Below are 16706 nucleotides of genomic sequence, written 5' to 3'. Positions count from 1 at the left end.
TTCAATGGGACGATGTGCGGCTCAACGCCAGCACCTGAATCCAAAGGAGCTTTCGCCATGCCTGTCAAAAGCAGATCGGACTTGATCCGCAGTTACTTCGCCGCCTACCAAGCCAGCGACCGCAGCGTCATTGAGGCGGTGCTGACAGACGATTTCACCTTCACCAGCCCTTACGACGACGCCATCGACCGCGCGACTTACTTCGCGCGCTGCTGGCCAAACAGCACACTGTTCAAGTCGATCGCCGTCGAGAGGATTTGCGAGGACGGCAACGATGCTTTCGTTCTCTATCGCTGCGAAACGCTCGACGGCAAGGTCTTCCGCAACACCGAACTGCATTCGTTCCAGGACGGTAGGCTGCGCAGCGTCGAGGTTTATTTCGGCGCTACCTACAAGGACGGCGTTTTCGTCCCGCAACAACCTTGAGCTAGCTCATCGGCTTGCCAGGCGGTAGGACCGAGCAGGGATGCCTTCTCGACAGCCACGATGATCTCGGCACTCGCAAGCATGACACAGGCGAGCTGCTCGACGCGCTTGGTGCGCCACGGCCAAGACCGTCACGGCGCAACTCAGTTTCCTGGCGAGCCAAGCTGCTCTGCATCCCAGAACTGGTCGAGCCAGATGTTGAGCTTCAGGAAGCCGGCATTGCTGACCGTATAGACGCGCCTTGTCCCTTCCGGCTTGGCATTGACCAGTCCGGCGTCGAGCAGCACCTTTAGATGCTGCGAAACAGCCGGACGCGAGACCGGCAACCCGGCGGCCAGTTCGTTGACGGTCTTCGGGCCGCGCCGGAGCTCTTCCAAAAGATAGCGCCGGTTGGGATCGGCAATCGCCATGAAGGCGTCGGAAAACATCATGCCTTATTTGTGAGGCAAAGTTTTCTAAATCTCAACCGTTGGTTTCAGGCTTTCTGCGCGGATCGAGCCGCAATGCTTCCGGCGTGATCGAGCGCTCGGCCGGTTGCGTCTTGAAGGCGTCGCGGTCTTCGATCGGCACCGGCGCGCGCCGGCTGATGCGCAGCAGCGTATAGCCCGCCAGGCAAAGATGCGCGAAGGCCGTCGCAAGGAACAGGCCTTCCGGCCGCATCCAGCCCATCAGGCCGGCGGCCAGCAGCGGACCGATCATCGTGCCGAAACCATAGAGCAGCAGCAGGCCGCCCGACACTTTGACGAAATCCTCGGCCCGGGCGTGGTCGTTGGCATGGGCCACGGCGATCGAATATAGCGTATAGGCAAAAGCGCCGTAGGCGGCGGTGCAGACGATGACGAAGACGCCGGAGCGCGGTTCGAACAGGAAGACCGCGAGGGCGAACAGCGCCGCGCCGAAGGCCAGGCCCGCCAGCACAAAGCGGCGGTCGGTCTTGTCGGAAAGACGCCCGGCCGGAAGTTGCATGGCTGCGCCGGCGACGACCACCAAGCTCATCATCAGCGCGATCTCGGCCGTGGAAATGCCGATACGGGCGCCATAGACGGCACCAAGCGTGCCCCAGGCGCCGTTGGCGATGCCGATCAAAACGCAGGCGATCGCCGACACCGGCGAATTGACATAGAGCCCCTTGACGTCGAGCGAGACGTCCTGCAGCGGCTTGGGGTGCGAAGCCGTCGACACCGCGGTCGGAATGAGCGATAGGCAGAACAGGATACCGGTGATCATGAACAGCGAGGCCGACTTCACGTCGCCGCCGGCAACGATCATCTGGCCGCCCATGATCGAGGCGTAGGTGACCATCATGTAAAGACCGAAGACGGTGCCGCGGTTCTCGTTGGTGGACTTCTCGTTCAGCCAGCTTTCGATGACCATGAAGGCGCCGGCCATGGTGAAGCCGGTGAAGGCGCGCAGCAGGATCCAGACATATTCGTCGATGATCAGGCCGGTGAGCAGTGCGATGATGGCTCCCGATGCCGCAAAGGCGCCGAAAGCGCGTACGTGACCGGCTCGACGCACGAGGCGCGGCGCAAAGAAGCAGCCGGTGACGAAGCCGCCGGCCCAGGCCGTGCCCATCAGGCCGAGCGATGCGGTCGAGAAACCTTCCAACTGGCCGCGCAGCGGCAACAGCAGCCCGTGCAGTCCGGTCGCCGCCAGCAGGAAAGCGGTGCCGCGAAGCAGCGAGAGGATCGGTCGATAGCTTGCAAACATTTAGCTGATCCGGCTGGAATTTGGGGAGGGTCTGAAGATTCGAGCTTTTCGGCGGCGGGCGCTTCGGCTCTGGAAACTATCCGCGGCGGAACAGCGCCTCGGCCGCTGATTTGGTGGTGCTCTTGGTCTTGAGTTCGGCTTCGAGACGGGCGATCTCGTCGCGCAAGATGGCGATCCGCTCGGACAGTTCATCGACGGAAAGCAGCGACAGATCCTGCCCGATCTCATGCGGGCGAGCTTTCTTTTTGGGTTCGTCTTCGAAGATCGCCATCGTCGCTCCTCGCTCATGCGCAAAAAAATTAACTGCTACCTCTGCGCGTCCAATTCGAACGCCCGACGCTGCAGTGGCCATTTGCCTGATTTGGCAATCAGCATACATAGGGCAGGGGCATGGATGCAAACAGTCGGCAAGAAAACCGGCAGCTGGAAAGAAACTGGCGAAGCGAGACGGGAAAATTCATGGCGAGTGGACAGAACAAAATTCCGGCGAAGATGACGGCCATTGCGATTTCGGAACCCGGCGGACCGCGAGTGCTGAAACCGGAAACGCGCGACGTGCCCGTGCCCGGTCCCGGCGAAATCCTGATCCGGGTGCGCGCTGCCGGTATCAACCGGCCGGATGTGCAGCAGCGCAAGGGCGTCTATCCGCCGCCGCCCGGTGCGTCGGACCTGCCGGGCCTCGAAGCGTCGGGCGAAGTTGCAGCTCTTGGCGACGAGATATCACGGTGGCGTGTCGGCGACCGGGTCTGCGCGCTGACACCCGGCGGCGGCTATGCCGAATACGTCAAGGTCCATGCCGGCAGCGTGCTGCCGCTGCCCGCCGGCTTTACCCACACGGAAGCGGCGGCGGTACCGGAAAACTACTTCACCGTCTGGCATAATGTCTTCGAGCGCGGCGGCCTGAAGGGCGGCGAGACGCTGCTCGTCCATGGCGGTTCGTCCGGGATAGGCACCACGGCGATCCAGCTCGCCTCGGCCTTCGGCGCCTATGTCATCACCACCGCCGGCAGCCAGGAGAAATGCGACGCCTGTCTGAAGCTTGGCGGCGACCGCGCGATCAACTACCGTGAGGAGGATTTCGTCGCGGCGGTCAAGGACGCGACCGGCGGCAAGGGTGCCAACGTCATCCTCGACATGGTAGGAGGCGACTATGTGGCGCGAAACTACGAGGCCGCGGCGGTGGAAGGCCGCATCGTTCAGATCGCCACGCAGAGCGGGGCGGTGGCAAGCGCCGATTTCTCGAAGATGATGGTCAAGCGGCTCACCCACACCGGCTCGACGCTGCGGCCGCGCACCGCCGAATTCAAGGCGGCGATCGCCGCGGCGCTGGAGGCGCAGGTGTGGCCGCTGCTCGGCACCCGCAAGGTAGCACCCGTCATGGACATGATCTTCCCGCTCAAGGAAGCGTGGCGGGCGCATGAGCGAATGGAGGACGGCGACCACATCGGCAAGATCGTGCTCGATGTCGGCTGACGCGGTCGGCAAACAAGCTGAACAAAGGCTTAATTGTGCAATGCAACAAACGCATTGCGGCCATGCAAAAGCGTCTGTTCAACTTTTCATCAACGATGCCTATTTGAGCGGCATCGAAACGATGGAGGACTACCATGAACCCGATCCGTGCTTTCCGTAACTGGCGCATGTACAATGAAACCGTGCGCGAACTGAACCGCCTGAACGCCCGTCAGCTCAACGACCTTGGCATCAGCCGTGGTGACATCGAGAGGATCGCCCGCAAGGCGCTTTGATCTCAAGCGTGATCTCGCCTGAAAGCATCAAGCCGCTTTTTCGCGACGTGGTGCTTCGGTCCGAGATCATGCTTTAGAAGCCAGAGCCGCAGCAGACGGGTTTCCCGTCGCCGGTTCCGAGCCCGCTGGACCCTGTCCGGCGGGTTTTGTCGTTTTGAAGTCCGTGCAGCAGCAGCTGCGATGATCGATCGGTGCCACGAAGGCGCCGGCAAGATGCTGCAAAAAGCTCCACGCCCCCAGCGGCGCAACACTCCCACAAACTTCTGCATTCTCCGGTCCTGCAGCCATGCCTACGACAGTGCCTTCCAAAACCGTTGCGAAACGGCAACGGAGTGGTTATATACGCAGCGAATTTCCCATTTTGGTGGCTCTAAAACCACCGCCCGCGCGGGAACGCGGGCGAACGAGAAGGATATCTCATAATGGCCAATACGCTGCTAATGCCCAAGGCGACCGCCGTCTGGCTGGTCGACAATACCGCGCTCTCCTTCGAGCAGATCGCGCAGTTCTGCGGGCTGCATCCGCTCGAGGTCAAGGCGATCGCCGATGGCGAATCGGCGCAGGGCATCAAGGGCATGGACCCGATCATGACCGGCCAGCTGACCCGCGACGAGATTGCACGTGCCGAGAAGGACCCGAACCATCGGCTGAAGCTGTCCGACCCCAAAGTGCGGGTGCCGGAATCCAAGCGCAAGGGTCCGCGCTACACGCCGCTGTCGAAACGCCAGGACCGGCCCAACGCCATCCTCTGGCTGGTGCGTAACCATCCCGAGCTGAAGGACGCGCAGATCGCGCGCCTCGTCGGCACCACCAAGTCGACGATCGACCAGATCCGTGACAGGAAGCACTGGAACTCGGCCAATCTGCAGCCGATGGATCCGGTGACATTGGGTCTCGCCTCGCAGATCGACCTCGACATGGAAGTCAACCGCGCCTCGCGTGGCCGCGAGCAGGCACAGCCGGCCGGCGACACGCTGCTGCCGGCGGCATTGACCGAGCGCGTCGTGCCGGCAGCGGAGAAGCCAAAGGATGAGGATGCGGAACTCGACGCCAACGCGGTCTTCGCCAAGCTTTCGGCGCTGAAGTCGAAGGACGAGGATAAGGACGACGAGGAGTAGGTGAGGGCACCTGCCTTCTCCCCTTGTTGTGGGAGAAGGTGGATTGGCGCGCAGCGCCAGACGGAAGAGGCCGTTGGAAGAAACGCCAACGCCGCGATCCGTCCAGCACCCCTCAGCCAACCGAGCTTCGCTCGGCCACCTTCTCCCACAAGGGGAGGGGGAAGACGTCACCTAATTTAGGTTCGCGCGGCTCGGTCCGGTGCCATGCCGTAATCCTCGCTGCGCTCAACCGCACGATAGAAATCGGCGAGCTGCTTGCCGCGCTCCGGCTTGAAGACGCGGCCGGCTATGACCACCGAAGCGATGCGATCGATACGGAAAGCGCGGAAATCGTCGCGCATCTCGCACCAGGCGACCAGCGTCCACACCTTGCCCCAGAACCATAGGCCCAATGGCCTGATGTCGCGCGCGGTGCCGCGGCCTGCTTCGTCGGAGTAGTCGATAGTCAGCACCTGGCGTTTTTCCACTGCGCGCTCGATCAGGTCGATTGCTTCGCGGGCGGCGTCGCTCACCACCCACATCGGCGTGTGGATTTCGGTGCGGGCGATGCGGTCCTTTTCTGCATCGGGCAGCACGGCGCCGATCTTGACCAGCGCCTCGTCGGCGGCCCGCGCCATGGCAGCGCCGCCAAACGCGCGCACCATGCGGGCGCCGGCGACCAGCGCGACGATCTCGTCACGCGTGAACATCAGCGGCGGAAGGTCGAAACCCTCCCTCATCATGTAGCCGACGCCGGCCTCGCCGTCGATCGGCACGCCCGTCGACTGCAGGTCGGCGATGTCGCGGTAGATGGTTCGCTCGGAAACCTCGAGCCACGTGCCCAGCTTCTGGGCGGTGACCAGACGGCCACCGCGCAGATGCTGCACGATCTGGAAGAGCCTGTCGGCGCGACGCATCGTATGGTCCCTCGGTGTTGTTTCTATGCATGTCGTTTTGCCAAAACCGGTTCCCACTTTTGGGCGACATGCATTATGGTTCGAGCCCTTCGCGCTTGCGCTGCGCGGCGACGAAAGCCGCGCCGAAGGACAACTTCCCTGTTGTCGGCGTCTTTGCATCCAGCACCCGCCAGAACGGCGCGATGTCGCTAAGCGTCATGCCGCGTTCCAGATCCTCGTTGGCGGCCTCGGCAACAGTGCGCAGATGATAGCCGATAGTGACCGGACATGTCACTTCGGCACCGTGCTCGATGGCGAGCGCGGTGCGCAATGCGCGGACGTCCATGTCCACGCCCTCTGGGATTGAGCGGATGAAATCATCGACCTGCCGTGCCGTCGGCACCAGCATCGGCTGGCCTTCGACGACGTCGCCAACAGTGCGCGGCGTCGGCTTGATACCGTTGGTGCCCGGCGTGTTCAGCCTGTCGTTCCAGCTCTTTACCATGCGCCACCTAAACGAAGAGCCCAAAGCTGTTGCCGTCCGGGTCGAGGCAATAAGCGAATGTGCCGGCCGGAATGGAGATCGCCGGCGAGACGATCTGCCCGCCGTTCTGCCTCACCCGTTCCATGGCGTCCTCGATCGGTGCGGCAACCGACAGATGGATGGTCGGGCCATTTCCCGGTGCCGCGGGTTCCCCTGGGTAGATGTCCCCGGAGGCCGTTCGGTCCTCGGCGGCGAACATGGCCATCGGGTTCGGGCCGCTCTCCTCCAGAATGAGATCGTTCTGGAGCACCGACCCATAAAAGGCGCGCGCCCGATCCATGTCGGTGACAGGAATCTCGAACCATGCCGAAGCTTTTGCAGGGATGAAGGCCATGTCTGTCTCCTGATACTGCCGCACTATTGCACGCGGCTCCTGACACCATACTGTCAGGAGGCTTCAGCATATTCCCCTTCAGCGTACTCCTTGGCGAACAGCATACGCATCTCAGCAACGTCGCTGCTTCTCTGCGGATAGAGCGTCTTCAAATAGGCAAGAGCGAACGTGCCGGGAGCCGAACCCGGCGCGGACACGATGCGACCGTCGGCGACCGCATAGGGCACGTCCTGATAGTTCTGGGCGCCCGGGTAACCCGGTTCCTTTTCGTTGATCCAGTCACGACCATTGCTGGTGTGTTTGGCCTTGTCGAACAAGCCGGCACGTGCCAGTGCCAAGGTGCCGGCGCAAATGCCGCCGACCACGCCGCCACGCGCTGCGACTGCTGTCAGCAGCCGGGAGACATCAGGCGGGGCATCGACCCACTGGTCGGAGCCGATGACGGCCACAGCGTCGAGATCGGTGTTTTCATCAACCTCGGTGGAACGGTCGGGCGTCACCATAAATCCGCTGGCCGAAGTCACCGGCTTTCCGTTCGGCGTCAGCGACACCGCGCGTGCGCCGAACCATTCGACCGCCGAAGCCGCCAGCAGCCCGTATTCCCAGTCGGCGAAGCGATCGATGAAAAGAACGCCGATGGTTTTCTGTTCGGACATTTCCTGCTCCGTCTTTCCGTCCGCCGGATCTATTTATCTGGGCGCCGTGGCGTCCGCACCCAACTGCTGCTGCGAAAAAAATCGCCTTAATGGCCGCGGCCGTGGCGGCCTTCGTAATTATCTGGCCAACCGATGTCCTTGCGGATGCTTTGTGGCAACCCATTCATGAAACGCCGGGTGCGGATCTCGTTGCGCATCGTCCTGATCTTGCCGACATAGTGCTGCACGCTGCGCAGAATGGTAAAACCGTTCATAGCTGGTCTCCTCTCTTTCGATGGAGACACTATCGCACACCCCTCCTGACAGCAGTCTGTCAGTAGAATGATGGCCTTCGCCGATGCTGCCGGTTTTGCCTTCCCGAGCTCGCCGGTGCGCGGCACGCCGGCTTGTTCATCGCAGGTCGCTATCAGCGTCGAGATCGTTCAGCTTGCAGCGACGGACTGTCGGAATTCGCATCCTTCTGCGATAGGGTCGGCGTTCTGATATAAAGGAGAAAAATTTTCCGTAAATCAGGGAGACGACCATGGGCCTGCAACTGACGGGAATCCACCACCTGACCGCTATCACCGCGAATGCGCCCGGAAACCTTCGTTTCTACACGAGGACCTTGGGCCTGCGACTGGTCAAGAAGACGGTCAATCAGGACGACACGTCGGCCTATCACCTTTTCTATGCCGACGCAGAGGCGACGCCTGGCACCGATCTTACCTTCTTCGATTGGCCGGTCGGACGCGAACGGCGCGGCACCAACAGCATCGTCCGGACCAGCCTGAGGGTCGCCAGCTCCGAAAGCCTTGCCTGGTGGAAGCAGCACTTGTCCGGCGAGACCGTCGCGACGGGAGAGATCGGCGATGTCGGCGGCTACCCGTCGCTGGATTTCGAAGACCCAGAAGGCCAGCGCCTGCGTCTCGTCAGCGATGGCGGCAAGGGGGAGAGTCATCCCTGGGTTCAAAGCCCGGTCCCAATCGAGCACCAGATACGCGGGCTCGGGCCTATCGTGATCAGCGTTCCCGACATCACCAACACCGAAGCGGTGCTGACCAGGGTGATGAACATGCACAAGGCGCGGGATTATGCCTCGCCGGATGGTCAGGGCCAGGTTCATGTCTTCGAGATGGGAAAAGGCGGCCCGGCGGCGGAACTTCATGTCGCGGTGCAGCCGGGCCTGGCGCCGGCACGGCAAGGTGCCGGGGCGGTCCACCACGTCGCGTTCAGGGCGCCGGACCGGGAGACCTTGCATCAATGGACGGCACGGCTGGCCGAATTCCGCCTGCCGTCAAGCGGTGAAGTCGAACGATACTACTTCCGTTCGCTCTATTTCCGTGAGCCGAACGGCATATTGTTCGAGATCGCCACCGACGGCCCCGGGTTTACGGCCGACGAGCCGCTGGAAACGCTGGGCGAAAGGCTGGCCTTGCCGCCCTTCCTCGAGCCAAAGCGGGCCTCGATCGAGGCCGGCCTCAAGCCGCTGGCCTAGCACCCCTCAGCGTTATGGCGATCTGGCATGAGCGGAGCGCTGTGACAGCCGGCCGTGATACTAGAGCGCCGCGCGTCTTCTGGACGCGCAAAGGACGCTCCGGCACCTTTGAATCTACGCCTCGTGCTTTCCGAAAATCGATTTCGATTTTCGGGCCGATACGCTAGTCAAAAGCGGCATGTCGAAACTTCTCGCGCTCGTTATCATTGCCATGATGGTCATCCAGCTGATCAAGCCGCTCGGCTGGCCGGGGCTGAAGCGGCGCAGCGATTTCTGGAAGCTGGCGGTGCTGGCGATGGCGGCGATTTCGGTAACAGCGGCGCTGGGGCATTGGACGTAGAGCTGGCGGCCCCGCTACGCTACGCGTGGTTCGTTGGCCAGCACCAGGTCGACGAGATGTTCCGCCCAGGCCCGGTAGCCGGCTTCCGAGGCATGAAATCCGTCGGAGGCAAAACCGGCTTCGGCATCGGTGATCGGCAGGCGCGGCGCCGGCACTGCGCCGCGTTCGAGGCAGAGGCGCTCGCCCATCCGGTTCATCTCGGCGGCGCGGATCTCCAGGATCGTTCCAAGCAGCGGCGGCATTGCCGGCGCCCGGGTGAATTCCAGCACCGGCGACCACACCACGCGCGCCTCAGGCCATTTGGCTCGCAGCGCGTAGAGCAGGCCGCCAAAATCGCTTTTGAAGCGTGGCACCGAGTGAAAGTTCTTGGTGTCGTTGGTGCCGATGGCGAGCACGATATGCGTCCAAGGATCAGCCGACAGATTGGGCAGCACATGGTCGCGGATCTGGCCTGAGGTCGCCGAGTTGAAGCCGGCTGCCCGCCAGCGCACCGCACGGCCAGTGCGTTGCGAGATCAGCTCGGCCAGTTGCGCGGCCAACCCGTATTCGGAATTGCCGATGCCGACCGAAGCGGCGGAAGAATCGCCAAGCATCAGAAGCGAGATCGTTGGCGCCTGGCCTGATATCTCGTGCATGACCGGACCTTGCGCCGGCAGCATGCGGGTGGTGCGGCGGCGCACGCCGAGTCCCTGCCAGACATAGACTGGAAAGGCGAGCCAGGTGAGGAGGGCAAGAAAGCGCTGCATCGCAAACCGTTAATGGGGAAAGTCCGTTAAAGGCGTGGCGAGCAGCACTTAGCGCATATCGGGCCAAAGGCGAAAGATCTTGCGTCGGCTGCCCGTCGTCAATGGTAACAGGCGTCCTGCATCTCGTGCCTGTCTGCGTATTCATCGTGCAGCCGCACCCAGTCCATCAGGCTGTGGTAGGGACCTGTCTCGTTGCGGCCTTTCGGCGTCAGGTCGAGATAGTGATAAGCGCCGATCAGCGGATCGCCGCCCCTGGAGCGCGACATGAAGGTCAGGAAGATGTCGCCGTTCTCATCCCTGTAGAACACGCTGATGCCGGGAAGGTCCTTCGATTTCAGCGCGCGCTGCTCGAAATTGTAGGTCGTGTCGCCTGATTGGATCTGTTTGTCGGTGAAGGAAACTTGCATGTCGAAGTTGAAGTCCGACGCGTAGGACGACACCCAGTCGAATTTCCACCCCATGCGCTGTTTGTAGGGCAGAAATTCGGCCAACGGCGCCCGCGAGATCACGACCAGCGACACATCGTGGTGCTTGAGGTGCTGGTTGGCGCCGTCGATATGGTCGGCAAGGAAGGAACACCCTTCGCAACGATAATCGGCGCCCGGCCCGAACATAAAGTGGTAGACGATCAGCTGGCTTGCGCCTCCGAATAGGCCGGCCAGTTTCTTCGGGCCCTGTTCGGTCTCGAAGACATAGTCCTTCCGGATCTTCAGCCAGGGCAATTCCCGCCGTTCGGCAGCGATGCGGTCGCGAAATCGCGTCAATTCCTTCTCGCGGGCCAGATGCGCCTTGTGCGCCTGGAACCAGTCTTCCCGTGAAACGATCTTGTTGTTTGGCATGAGTCTGCTCCTCTTTGAGCCCCAAGGACGTTTGGGCTCAACGCAAGCCGACACGGCCCTCGGTTTCTTGGAGCATAATTGAACCCGGGCACATGGCCCGGGTTCGGACGAAGGCAGAAAAAAAACCGGTCAGGCGGCCTGTTCCAGTTCCGGCTGCCATTTTCCAAGTGCGGCCAAATGGTTCATGTGGGCGCGGTGGACGAAGGCGGCCTGGGCAGCGGCAATGTTGGCCGCCTTGCCGCTCCAGGCCTTCTGTGGCGCCGCCTGCAAGGCGCGGCCATAGGAAAAGGTCAGCTTCCATGGATGCGGGCCGATGGCATTGATGGCATTGAGGTTGGCGGTCGCCTCCTCGTCCGATTGCCCGCCCGAGAGAAAGGCGATGCCACCGATTGCGGCCGGCACCGTTTCGCGGAACAGTCTTATAGTCTTTTCGGCGACTTCCTCGGGGCTGCTGGTCTTGCCCGACTTCTTGCCGGCGAGAACCATGTTCGGCTTCAAGATGGTGCCTTCGAGGACGACGCGGGCCGCGTAGAGCTCGGTGTAGAGTTTCGTCAGCGTTGCCTTGCTGATCTCGTAGCAGGTGCCGATGTCATGGGCGCCATCCATCAGCACCTCCGGCTCGACGATCGGCACGATGCCGGCCTCCTGGCAAAGCGCTGCATAGCGGGCGAGCGCATGCGCATTCGAACCGATCGACGTGGCTGAAGGCACGCCCTTGGCGACGTCGATGTCGATCACCGCACGCCATTTGGCGAAACGGGCGCCGAGCTTGTAATAGTCGGTGAGCCGCTCGCGCAGGCCGTCGAGGCCTTCGGTGATCGTGTCGCCAGGGAAACCGGCGAGAGGCTTGGCGCCGGCATCGACCTTGATGCCTGGAATGGCGCCGGTCGCCTTGATGATGTCGACCAGCGGCGTGCCGTCGGCGGCCTTCTGGCGGATAGTCTCGTCGTAGAGAATGACGCCGGAGATGTATCTGGTCATCGCCTCCTTGGCGCGGAACATCATCTCGCGATAGTCGCGGCGGCTGTCGGCGGTCGATTCGATGCCGATCACGTCGAAGCGCTTCTTGATGGTGCCGGAGCTTTCGTCGGCGGCCAAAAGACCCTTGCCGTCGGCCACCATCGCGGCGGCAATGTCCTCGAGACGTTCGCTCATTGTGCATCCTCCTGAACCGTTTGTTCCAACCTAGCAGACCACTAGAGCAAGGCAGGTTCAAGTCGAACCATTCCAAGCGGAAAGCTCGAATCGATTGAAACGCGCAAACGCCCCTCGTTCGCCTGTCGTCCCAGGGCCTCAGCGCTTCAGCACATCGACTCCGGGCAGCGGCTTGCCTTCCATCCATTCCAGAAAGGCGCCGCCGGCGGTCGAGACATAGGTGAAGTCGTCGGCGACGCCGGCATGGTTGAGTGCTGCCACCGTGTCGCCGCCGCCAGCCACCGAGACCAGTTTGCCGGCCTTGGTGCGGGCCGCGGCGTGCTTGGCTGCCGCCACCGTCGCCTGGTCGAACGGTTCGATCTCGAAGGCGCCGAGCGGACCGTTCCAGACCAGCGTCGCAGCGCGGTCGATCCAGTCGGCAACGGTCTTCACGGTCTTTTCGCCGACGTCGAGGATCATCCGATCGGCCGGCACTTCTGATATGGCGACGGTTTCGCTGGCGGCGCCCGCCTTGAATTCCCCGGCGACGACACCGTCGACCGGCAGGATGACGGCGCAGCCGGCTTCGGCCGCCTCGATCATGATCTGCTTGGCGGTCCCAGCGAGATCATGCTCGCACAGCGATTTTCCGACATCGGTGCCGCGCGCGGCGAGAAAGGTGTTGGCCATGCCGCCGCCGATGACCAGCGCGTCGACCTTCTTCACCAGATTCATCAGGAGGTCGATCTTGCTCGACACCTTGGCGCCGCCGACGATGGCGACGACAGGGCGGACGGGATTGCCGAGGCCCTTTTCCAGCGCGTCGAGTTCGGCCTGCATGGTACGGCCGGCGAAGGCCGGCAGCAGGTGTGCAAGCCCCTCCGTCGACGAATGGGCGCGGTGGGCGGCGGAAAAGGCGTCGTTGACGAAGATGTCGCCATTGGCGGCGAGCTTTTCGGTGAAGGCCGCGTCGTTCTTCTCCTCGCCCTTGTAGAAGCGGGTGTTTTCGAGCAGCAGCACGTCGCCGTTGTTCATGGCGGCGACGGCGCTTGCCGCTGCGTCGCCGATGCAATCCGGCGCGAAGCCGACAGGGCAGCCAAGCACCTTCGCGCTCGCCTTGGCGATCGGCTCAAGCGAGAATTCGGGCGACGGTCCATCCTTGGGCCGGCCGAAATGGGCAAGCAGGATGACCTTGGCGCCCTTGCCGGAAAGCTCGATGATGGTCGGCGCGATGCGCTCGATGCGGGTGGCGTCGGTCACCTTACCGTCGGCGACGGGAACGTTGAGGTCGACGCGCACCAGCACACGCTTGCCGTCGATGTTGCCGATGTCGTCCAGTGTCTTGAAGTCGGCCATGCTGTTCCCTTTCGCGAGAAATCGCCGGGACCTTACCCCGCATCAACGACGATGCAAGACCTGCAATGGTGCTACGCGGAAAATATGACACGGCATGTGTCGGGAGCAGTTAGCCCTCGTCGGTTGCCCTTTCCACCACCGGCTGTGGAGACCGTTCTGCGTCGTCCGGCGCCTCGGCACTCTGCTTTTTGATCCGCTTGCGCCAATTGCGCACAAAGCCAGCGACGCGGTCGGCGATCTCGCCAGCACTCAGGAACACCGGCACCCGTGCCACCGGCGCGGTCGGCTCGAGGGAAAGACCGAGGCCAGTGATCTTGCCTTTGTCGTCGACATCGCGGACGATCAGCTCGATCGGACCAATCAGCACGCGGTCGGCATATTCGGCATGACCGCCGAGCCGCTCCGTCACCAGGTCGCCGACGGTCAGCTTGCGTTCCTCCTCGGTCAGGCCCGGGGCGTAAGCGGCTTCAAGTTCCGCAGCGGAGCGCGCCGGATCGACGGCGAAGGCGCCGAAGAAGTCCGCGTCCTCGGGATCGACCACGGCCCGGCTGGCGAACAGCTTGTCGAGCAGGGCTGGATAGCGATCCGGCACGAAAATGTAGACATGGTCGCCGGCGGCGAGCCTGCCCATGTCCTGGAAGCGCATCGAGCGCCCGTCGCGCAGCACCAGCGACGGCCGCGCCCAGCGCGGAATGCGCTCGCCGCGCGCCACCGGGCTGCCGGGTGCTACGCGATAGGCGAGAAGCTCGTGGTGGGCGGAGCCCGGCAATTCGAGTTCGACCTTGTCCAACGGGCCTAGGCGGGCCGGCACGATCAGGCCGAGGCGGCGTGCCAGCGGTCCGACGGTCCATCCCTGGATGACCAGCGACACCAGCACGACGATGAAGGCGGTGTTGAAGATGAGACGGCCGTTCTCAAGCCCGCCAAGCAGCGGCGTGATGGCGAGCAGGATCGACACGGCGCCACGCAGACCCACCCATGAGACGAAGGCGACTTCCGGGCGCGGCAGACGGAACGGCATCAGGCAGAGCCAGACGGCGATTGGCCGCGCCACGAATATCAGGAACAGGCCCAGCAGCACCGCCGGCAGCAGGATCGCCGGAAATTGCGAGGGCGTCGCGAACAGGCCGAGGACCAGGAACATGATGATCTGTGCCAGCCACGACATGCCGTCCTGGAAGCGCTTGAGGATGGTGACGGCGCGAATGTCGGAATTGCCGGCAATAAGGCCGGCAATATAGACCGCCAGAAAACCGGAGCCGCCAATGGCGCCGGCGGCGGCGAACACCATCAGCGACAGCGTCAGCACGAAGATCGGCAGCAGCCCGTGGTCGAGATTGAGCCGGTCGACAAGACGCACGATGGCGAGGCCGCCGAAAATGCCGACGATGGCGCCAAGCCCCATATTGAGAAGGAAGCCGAGGACGAGATCCGTAACCAGCACCCTGGCCTGGGGACTGGCGTTGGCGGCGATGATCTCGACCAGGCTAATGGTCAGGAAGATGGCGATTGGGTCATTGGTGCCGGATTCCACCTCGAGCGTGGAACGCACGCGTTCGCGCAAATTGATCTCGCCGGCGCGCAACAGGAAGAACACTGCTGCCGCGTCGGTCGACGCGACAGCAGCCCCGAGCAGGAAGGATTCCAGCCAGCTGAGATCGAGCAGATAATAGGCGACGACGCCGAACAGGCCAGTGGTCAAAAGGACGCCGATGGTCGCCAGCGACAGTGCCGGTCCGGCCGCCTGGCGCAAGGCGTTGAGCGGCGTGCCGAAACCGGAATCGAACAGGATGACGGCCAGCGCCAGTGAGCCGGCAAAATAAGCCAGCCGCGCATTGTCGAACTGGATGCCGAGGCCGTCGGTTCCCGTGGCCAGGCCGATGCAGAGAAACAGCAGCAAGAGAGGGGCGCCGAAGCGGAAGGCGATCAGGCTGGAAAACGCGGCGGCGACGACCAGTGCGGCGCCGACCAGCGTCACGAGATAGATCGCATGCTCCATCCGCCAATTGCCCCTCGAATTCGTGTTCCTCTCGCTTTACGGGAGAGTGAGGCGAAGACATGACCGGTGCAAGGCGTGAGGGTGGTTTTTTGCCCTATGCCGCTGATTATTGAGTGTTTTGGCGTTCTAGGCGCTGTCTTGCCAAACAAACCGATAGAGCGTCGTTTGCGCATCCAAAAGGGCGCTGGGCGCTCTCATGAAAACGCCCGGACAGAGCCGGGCGTTTCCAAGTCGCGAAAAGATGGTTCTGCGATCAGGCGATGGTCTTGCCGAAGGCGACTGCGGTGTCGGCCATGCGGTTGGAAAAACCCCATTCATTATCGTACCAGGACAGCACCGAAACGAAGTTGCCGTCCATGACCTTGGTCTGGTCGAGCGCCATGATCGAGGAATGCGGATCGTGGTTGAAGTCGATCGACACGTTCGGGTGATGGGTAACGGCGAGGATGCCCTTCAGCTTGCCGTTGGAGGCGGCGATCACCGCCTCGTTGATCTCCTGCACGGTCGTCGGCCGCTTGGCGATGAACTTGAAATCGACAACCGAGACGTTCGGGGTCGGCACGCGAATGGAGATGCCGTCGAGCTTGCCCTTGAGATCGGGCAGCACCAGGCCGATCGCCTTGGCCGCACCGGTCGAAGTCGGGATCTGCGACAGGGCCGCGGCGCGGGCGCGGTAGAGATCCTTATGCATGGTGTCCAGCGTTGGCTGGTCGCCGGTGTAGGAGTGGATCGTCGTCATCATACCCTTCTCGATGCCGACGGCCTCATGCAGCACGGCTGCCAGCGGTGCCAGGCAGTTGGTGGTGCAGGAGGCGTTCGAGATGACGATGTGGTCCTTGGTCAGCTTGTCATGGTTGATGCCATAGACGACGGTGAGGTCGGCGCCCTCCGCCGGCGCCGAGACGAGGACGCGCTTGGCGCCGGCGGTCAGATGCGCGGCGGCCTTGTCGCGGGCGGTGAAGATGCCGGTGCATTCGAGCGCAATATCGACGCCGAGCTCCTTCCACGGCAACTGCGTCGGGTCCTTGATCGCAGTGACCTTGAATTTTTCGGTGCCGACGGTGATCTGGTCACCGTCAACCGTCACTTCATGCGGGAAGCGGCCATGCACGCTGTCGAAGCGCAGCAGATGCGCGTTGGTTTCGACCGGGCCGAGGTCGTTGACGGCGACGACGTCGATGTCCTTGCGGCCGGATTCGTGGATGGCGCGCAGGATGTTGCGGCCGATGCGGCCGAATCCGTTGATGGCAACTCTGACGGTCATTTTTCTCTCCCTGGGAGTTGGAGGCCGAAGATCAAGTCCGCAGCTTCATAACGGCGGGCTGGCAAAGAATCCAGCCGTCGATGGGTTGGATTTAAGTCCACCAGACGGAGGCTGCCCGCAAAACCATTATGCGCGGTTTC

General features: G+C 62.8%; 20 protein-coding genes. 6 read left to right on the top strand and 14 right to left on the bottom strand.

Features of this window, described 5'->3' with window-relative positions:
- Nucleotides 1-57: 57 nt before the first annotated feature.
- Entirely contained in the window at nt 58-426 is a 369-nt protein-coding gene (locus tag CIT31_RS06555; RefSeq protein WP_065011313.1) for a nuclear transport factor 2 family protein, read from the top strand.
- Nucleotides 427-569: 143 nt separating this feature from the next.
- On the opposite strand, the gene CIT31_RS06550 is transcribed toward CIT31_RS06555, so the two are convergent.
- The 3 genes from CIT31_RS06550 to CIT31_RS06540 all read right to left on the bottom strand — a co-directional run bounded on the left by CIT31_RS06550 (nt 570) and on the right by CIT31_RS06540 (nt 2407).
- Entirely contained in the window at nt 570-857 is a 288-nt protein-coding gene (locus CIT31_RS06550) for an ArsR/SmtB family transcription factor (protein WP_065011314.1), read from the bottom strand.
- A 31-nt stretch (nt 858-888) separates the two neighbouring features.
- The gene (locus tag CIT31_RS06545) at nt 889-2136 is read right to left on the bottom strand and encodes an MFS transporter (RefSeq protein ID WP_095517934.1); all 1248 of its coding nucleotides are present in this window, start codon (nt 2134-2136) and stop codon (nt 889-891) included.
- A 76-nt stretch (nt 2137-2212) separates the two neighbouring features.
- Nucleotides 2213-2407 carry a DUF1192 domain-containing protein gene (locus CIT31_RS06540; RefSeq protein WP_095517933.1) on the bottom strand — a complete coding sequence of 65 codons (195 nt, stop codon included), beginning with the start codon at nt 2405-2407 and terminating at the stop codon, nt 2213-2215.
- 188 nt (nt 2408-2595) lie between these two features.
- Between CIT31_RS06540 and CIT31_RS06535 the strand changes: the two genes are divergently transcribed.
- From CIT31_RS06535 to CIT31_RS06525, 3 genes are all read left to right on the top strand, one after another.
- Complete coding sequence (locus CIT31_RS06535; protein WP_095518109.1) at nt 2596-3609, top strand: NAD(P)H-quinone oxidoreductase; 1014 nt, start codon at nt 2596-2598, stop codon at nt 3607-3609.
- A gap of 134 nt (nt 3610-3743) precedes the next feature.
- Complete coding sequence (locus CIT31_RS06530) at nt 3744-3884, top strand: DUF1127 domain-containing protein (RefSeq protein ID WP_095517932.1); 141 nt, start codon at nt 3744-3746, stop codon at nt 3882-3884.
- A 422-nt stretch (nt 3885-4306) separates the two neighbouring features.
- Nucleotides 4307-5002: a DUF1013 domain-containing protein gene (locus tag CIT31_RS06525; protein WP_095517931.1), complete on the top strand. Its 696-nt coding sequence runs from the start codon at nt 4307-4309 to the stop codon at nt 5000-5002.
- Between the two features lie 176 nt (nt 5003-5178).
- Here the strand turns inward: CIT31_RS06525 and CIT31_RS06520 are convergent, their stop codons facing one another.
- The 5 genes from CIT31_RS06520 to CIT31_RS06500 all read right to left on the bottom strand — a co-directional run bounded on the left by CIT31_RS06520 (nt 5179) and on the right by CIT31_RS06500 (nt 7665).
- On the bottom strand, nt 5179-5898 hold the full coding sequence (locus tag CIT31_RS06520) for a helix-turn-helix transcriptional regulator (RefSeq protein WP_008873880.1): 720 nt from the start codon (nt 5896-5898) through the stop codon (nt 5179-5181).
- Nucleotides 5899-5971: 73 nt separating this feature from the next.
- A complete protein-coding gene (locus CIT31_RS06515; RefSeq protein ID WP_029348738.1) occupies nt 5972-6382 on the bottom strand; it encodes a hypothetical protein in 411 nt (136 codons plus the stop codon).
- Between the two features lie 7 nt (nt 6383-6389).
- Nucleotides 6390-6755, bottom strand: a complete 366-nt coding sequence (locus CIT31_RS06510; RefSeq protein ID WP_095517930.1) for a VOC family protein — start codon at nt 6753-6755, stop codon at nt 6390-6392.
- A 53-nt stretch (nt 6756-6808) separates the two neighbouring features.
- Entirely contained in the window at nt 6809-7411 is a 603-nt protein-coding gene (locus tag CIT31_RS06505) for a DJ-1/PfpI family protein (protein ID WP_095517929.1), read from the bottom strand.
- Between the two features lie 86 nt (nt 7412-7497).
- Nucleotides 7498-7665 (bottom strand): hypothetical protein, encoded by a 168-nt coding sequence (locus CIT31_RS06500; protein WP_082982284.1) that lies wholly within the window; start codon nt 7663-7665, stop codon nt 7498-7500.
- Nucleotides 7666-7934: 269 nt separating this feature from the next.
- Here CIT31_RS06500 and CIT31_RS06495 point away from each other — a divergent pair, with 269 nt between their 5' ends.
- The gene (locus CIT31_RS06495) at nt 7935-8888 is read left to right on the top strand and encodes a ring-cleaving dioxygenase (RefSeq protein ID WP_095517928.1); all 954 of its coding nucleotides are present in this window, start codon (nt 7935-7937) and stop codon (nt 8886-8888) included.
- Nucleotides 8889-9066: 178 nt separating this feature from the next.
- Nucleotides 9067-9228: a hypothetical protein gene (locus tag CIT31_RS06490; RefSeq protein ID WP_095517927.1), complete on the top strand. Its 162-nt coding sequence runs from the start codon at nt 9067-9069 to the stop codon at nt 9226-9228.
- 14 nt (nt 9229-9242) lie between these two features.
- Here the strand turns inward: CIT31_RS06490 and CIT31_RS06485 are convergent, their stop codons facing one another.
- The 6 genes from CIT31_RS06485 to gap form a co-directional block, all read right to left on the bottom strand.
- Nucleotides 9243-9974, bottom strand: a complete 732-nt coding sequence (locus tag CIT31_RS06485) for an SGNH/GDSL hydrolase family protein (RefSeq protein WP_095517926.1) — start codon at nt 9972-9974, stop codon at nt 9243-9245.
- A gap of 98 nt (nt 9975-10072) precedes the next feature.
- On the bottom strand, nt 10073-10813 hold the full coding sequence (locus CIT31_RS06480; RefSeq protein WP_029348733.1) for a DUF899 domain-containing protein: 741 nt from the start codon (nt 10811-10813) through the stop codon (nt 10073-10075).
- Nucleotides 10814-10942: 129 nt separating this feature from the next.
- The gene (locus CIT31_RS06475; RefSeq protein WP_095517925.1) at nt 10943-11968 is read right to left on the bottom strand and encodes a class I fructose-bisphosphate aldolase; all 1026 of its coding nucleotides are present in this window, start codon (nt 11966-11968) and stop codon (nt 10943-10945) included.
- Nucleotides 11969-12106: 138 nt separating this feature from the next.
- Complete coding sequence (locus CIT31_RS06470; RefSeq protein WP_095517924.1) at nt 12107-13303, bottom strand: phosphoglycerate kinase; 1197 nt, start codon at nt 13301-13303, stop codon at nt 12107-12109.
- A gap of 109 nt (nt 13304-13412) precedes the next feature.
- On the bottom strand, nt 13413-15302 hold the full coding sequence (locus CIT31_RS06465) for a potassium/proton antiporter (RefSeq protein WP_095517923.1): 1890 nt from the start codon (nt 15300-15302) through the stop codon (nt 13413-13415).
- A 253-nt stretch (nt 15303-15555) separates the two neighbouring features.
- Nucleotides 15556-16566, bottom strand: a complete 1011-nt coding sequence (gap, locus tag CIT31_RS06460) for a type I glyceraldehyde-3-phosphate dehydrogenase (protein ID WP_095517922.1) — start codon at nt 16564-16566, stop codon at nt 15556-15558.
- Between the last annotated feature and the right edge of the window lie 140 nt (nt 16567-16706).

It is taken from the genome of Mesorhizobium wenxiniae (assembly GCF_002284535.1).
In the GTDB taxonomy this organism is placed as follows: domain Bacteria; phylum Pseudomonadota; class Alphaproteobacteria; order Rhizobiales; family Rhizobiaceae; genus Mesorhizobium; species Mesorhizobium wenxiniae.
This window is presented reverse-complemented; position numbering and strand designations above follow the sequence as displayed.

Coding starts and splice junctions, on each gene's coding strand:
- CIT31_RS06520 (WP_008873880.1), bottom strand. CDS start 5,898: ATGCGTCGCGCCGACAGGCTCTTCCAGATCGTGCAGCATCTGCGCGGT.
- CIT31_RS06540 (WP_095517933.1), bottom strand. CDS start 2,407: ATGGCGATCTTCGAAGACGAACCCAAAAAGAAAGCTCGCCCGCATGAG.
- CIT31_RS06500 (WP_082982284.1), bottom strand. CDS start 7,665: ATGAACGGTTTTACCATTCTGCGCAGCGTGCAGCACTATGTCGGCAAG.
- CIT31_RS06475 (WP_095517925.1), bottom strand. CDS start 11,968: ATGAGCGAACGTCTCGAGGACATTGCCGCCGCGATGGTGGCCGACGGC.
- CIT31_RS06510 (WP_095517930.1), bottom strand. CDS start 6,755: ATGGCCTTCATCCCTGCAAAAGCTTCGGCATGGTTCGAGATTCCTGTC.
- CIT31_RS06525 (WP_095517931.1), top strand. CDS start 4,307: ATGGCCAATACGCTGCTAATGCCCAAGGCGACCGCCGTCTGGCTGGTC.
- CIT31_RS06485 (WP_095517926.1), bottom strand. CDS start 9,974: ATGCAGCGCTTTCTTGCCCTCCTCACCTGGCTCGCCTTTCCAGTCTAT.
- CIT31_RS06505 (WP_095517929.1), bottom strand. CDS start 7,411: ATGTCCGAACAGAAAACCATCGGCGTTCTTTTCATCGATCGCTTCGCC.
- CIT31_RS06465 (WP_095517923.1), bottom strand. CDS start 15,302: ATGGAGCATGCGATCTATCTCGTGACGCTGGTCGGCGCCGCACTGGTC.
- CIT31_RS06555 (WP_065011313.1), top strand. CDS start 58: ATGCCTGTCAAAAGCAGATCGGACTTGATCCGCAGTTACTTCGCCGCC.
- CIT31_RS06495 (WP_095517928.1), top strand. CDS start 7,935: ATGGGCCTGCAACTGACGGGAATCCACCACCTGACCGCTATCACCGCG.
- CIT31_RS06530 (WP_095517932.1), top strand. CDS start 3,744: ATGAACCCGATCCGTGCTTTCCGTAACTGGCGCATGTACAATGAAACC.
- CIT31_RS06550 (WP_065011314.1), bottom strand. CDS start 857: ATGATGTTTTCCGACGCCTTCATGGCGATTGCCGATCCCAACCGGCGC.
- CIT31_RS06480 (WP_029348733.1), bottom strand. CDS start 10,813: ATGCCAAACAACAAGATCGTTTCACGGGAAGACTGGTTCCAGGCGCAC.
- CIT31_RS06470 (WP_095517924.1), bottom strand. CDS start 13,303: ATGGCCGACTTCAAGACACTGGACGACATCGGCAACATCGACGGCAAG.
- CIT31_RS06535 (WP_095518109.1), top strand. CDS start 2,596: ATGGCGAGTGGACAGAACAAAATTCCGGCGAAGATGACGGCCATTGCG.
- CIT31_RS06490 (WP_095517927.1), top strand. CDS start 9,067: ATGTCGAAACTTCTCGCGCTCGTTATCATTGCCATGATGGTCATCCAG.
- CIT31_RS06545 (WP_095517934.1), bottom strand. CDS start 2,136: ATGTTTGCAAGCTATCGACCGATCCTCTCGCTGCTTCGCGGCACCGCT.
- gap (WP_095517922.1), bottom strand. CDS start 16,566: ATGACCGTCAGAGTTGCCATCAACGGATTCGGCCGCATCGGCCGCAAC.
- CIT31_RS06515 (WP_029348738.1), bottom strand. CDS start 6,382: ATGGTAAAGAGCTGGAACGACAGGCTGAACACGCCGGGCACCAACGGT.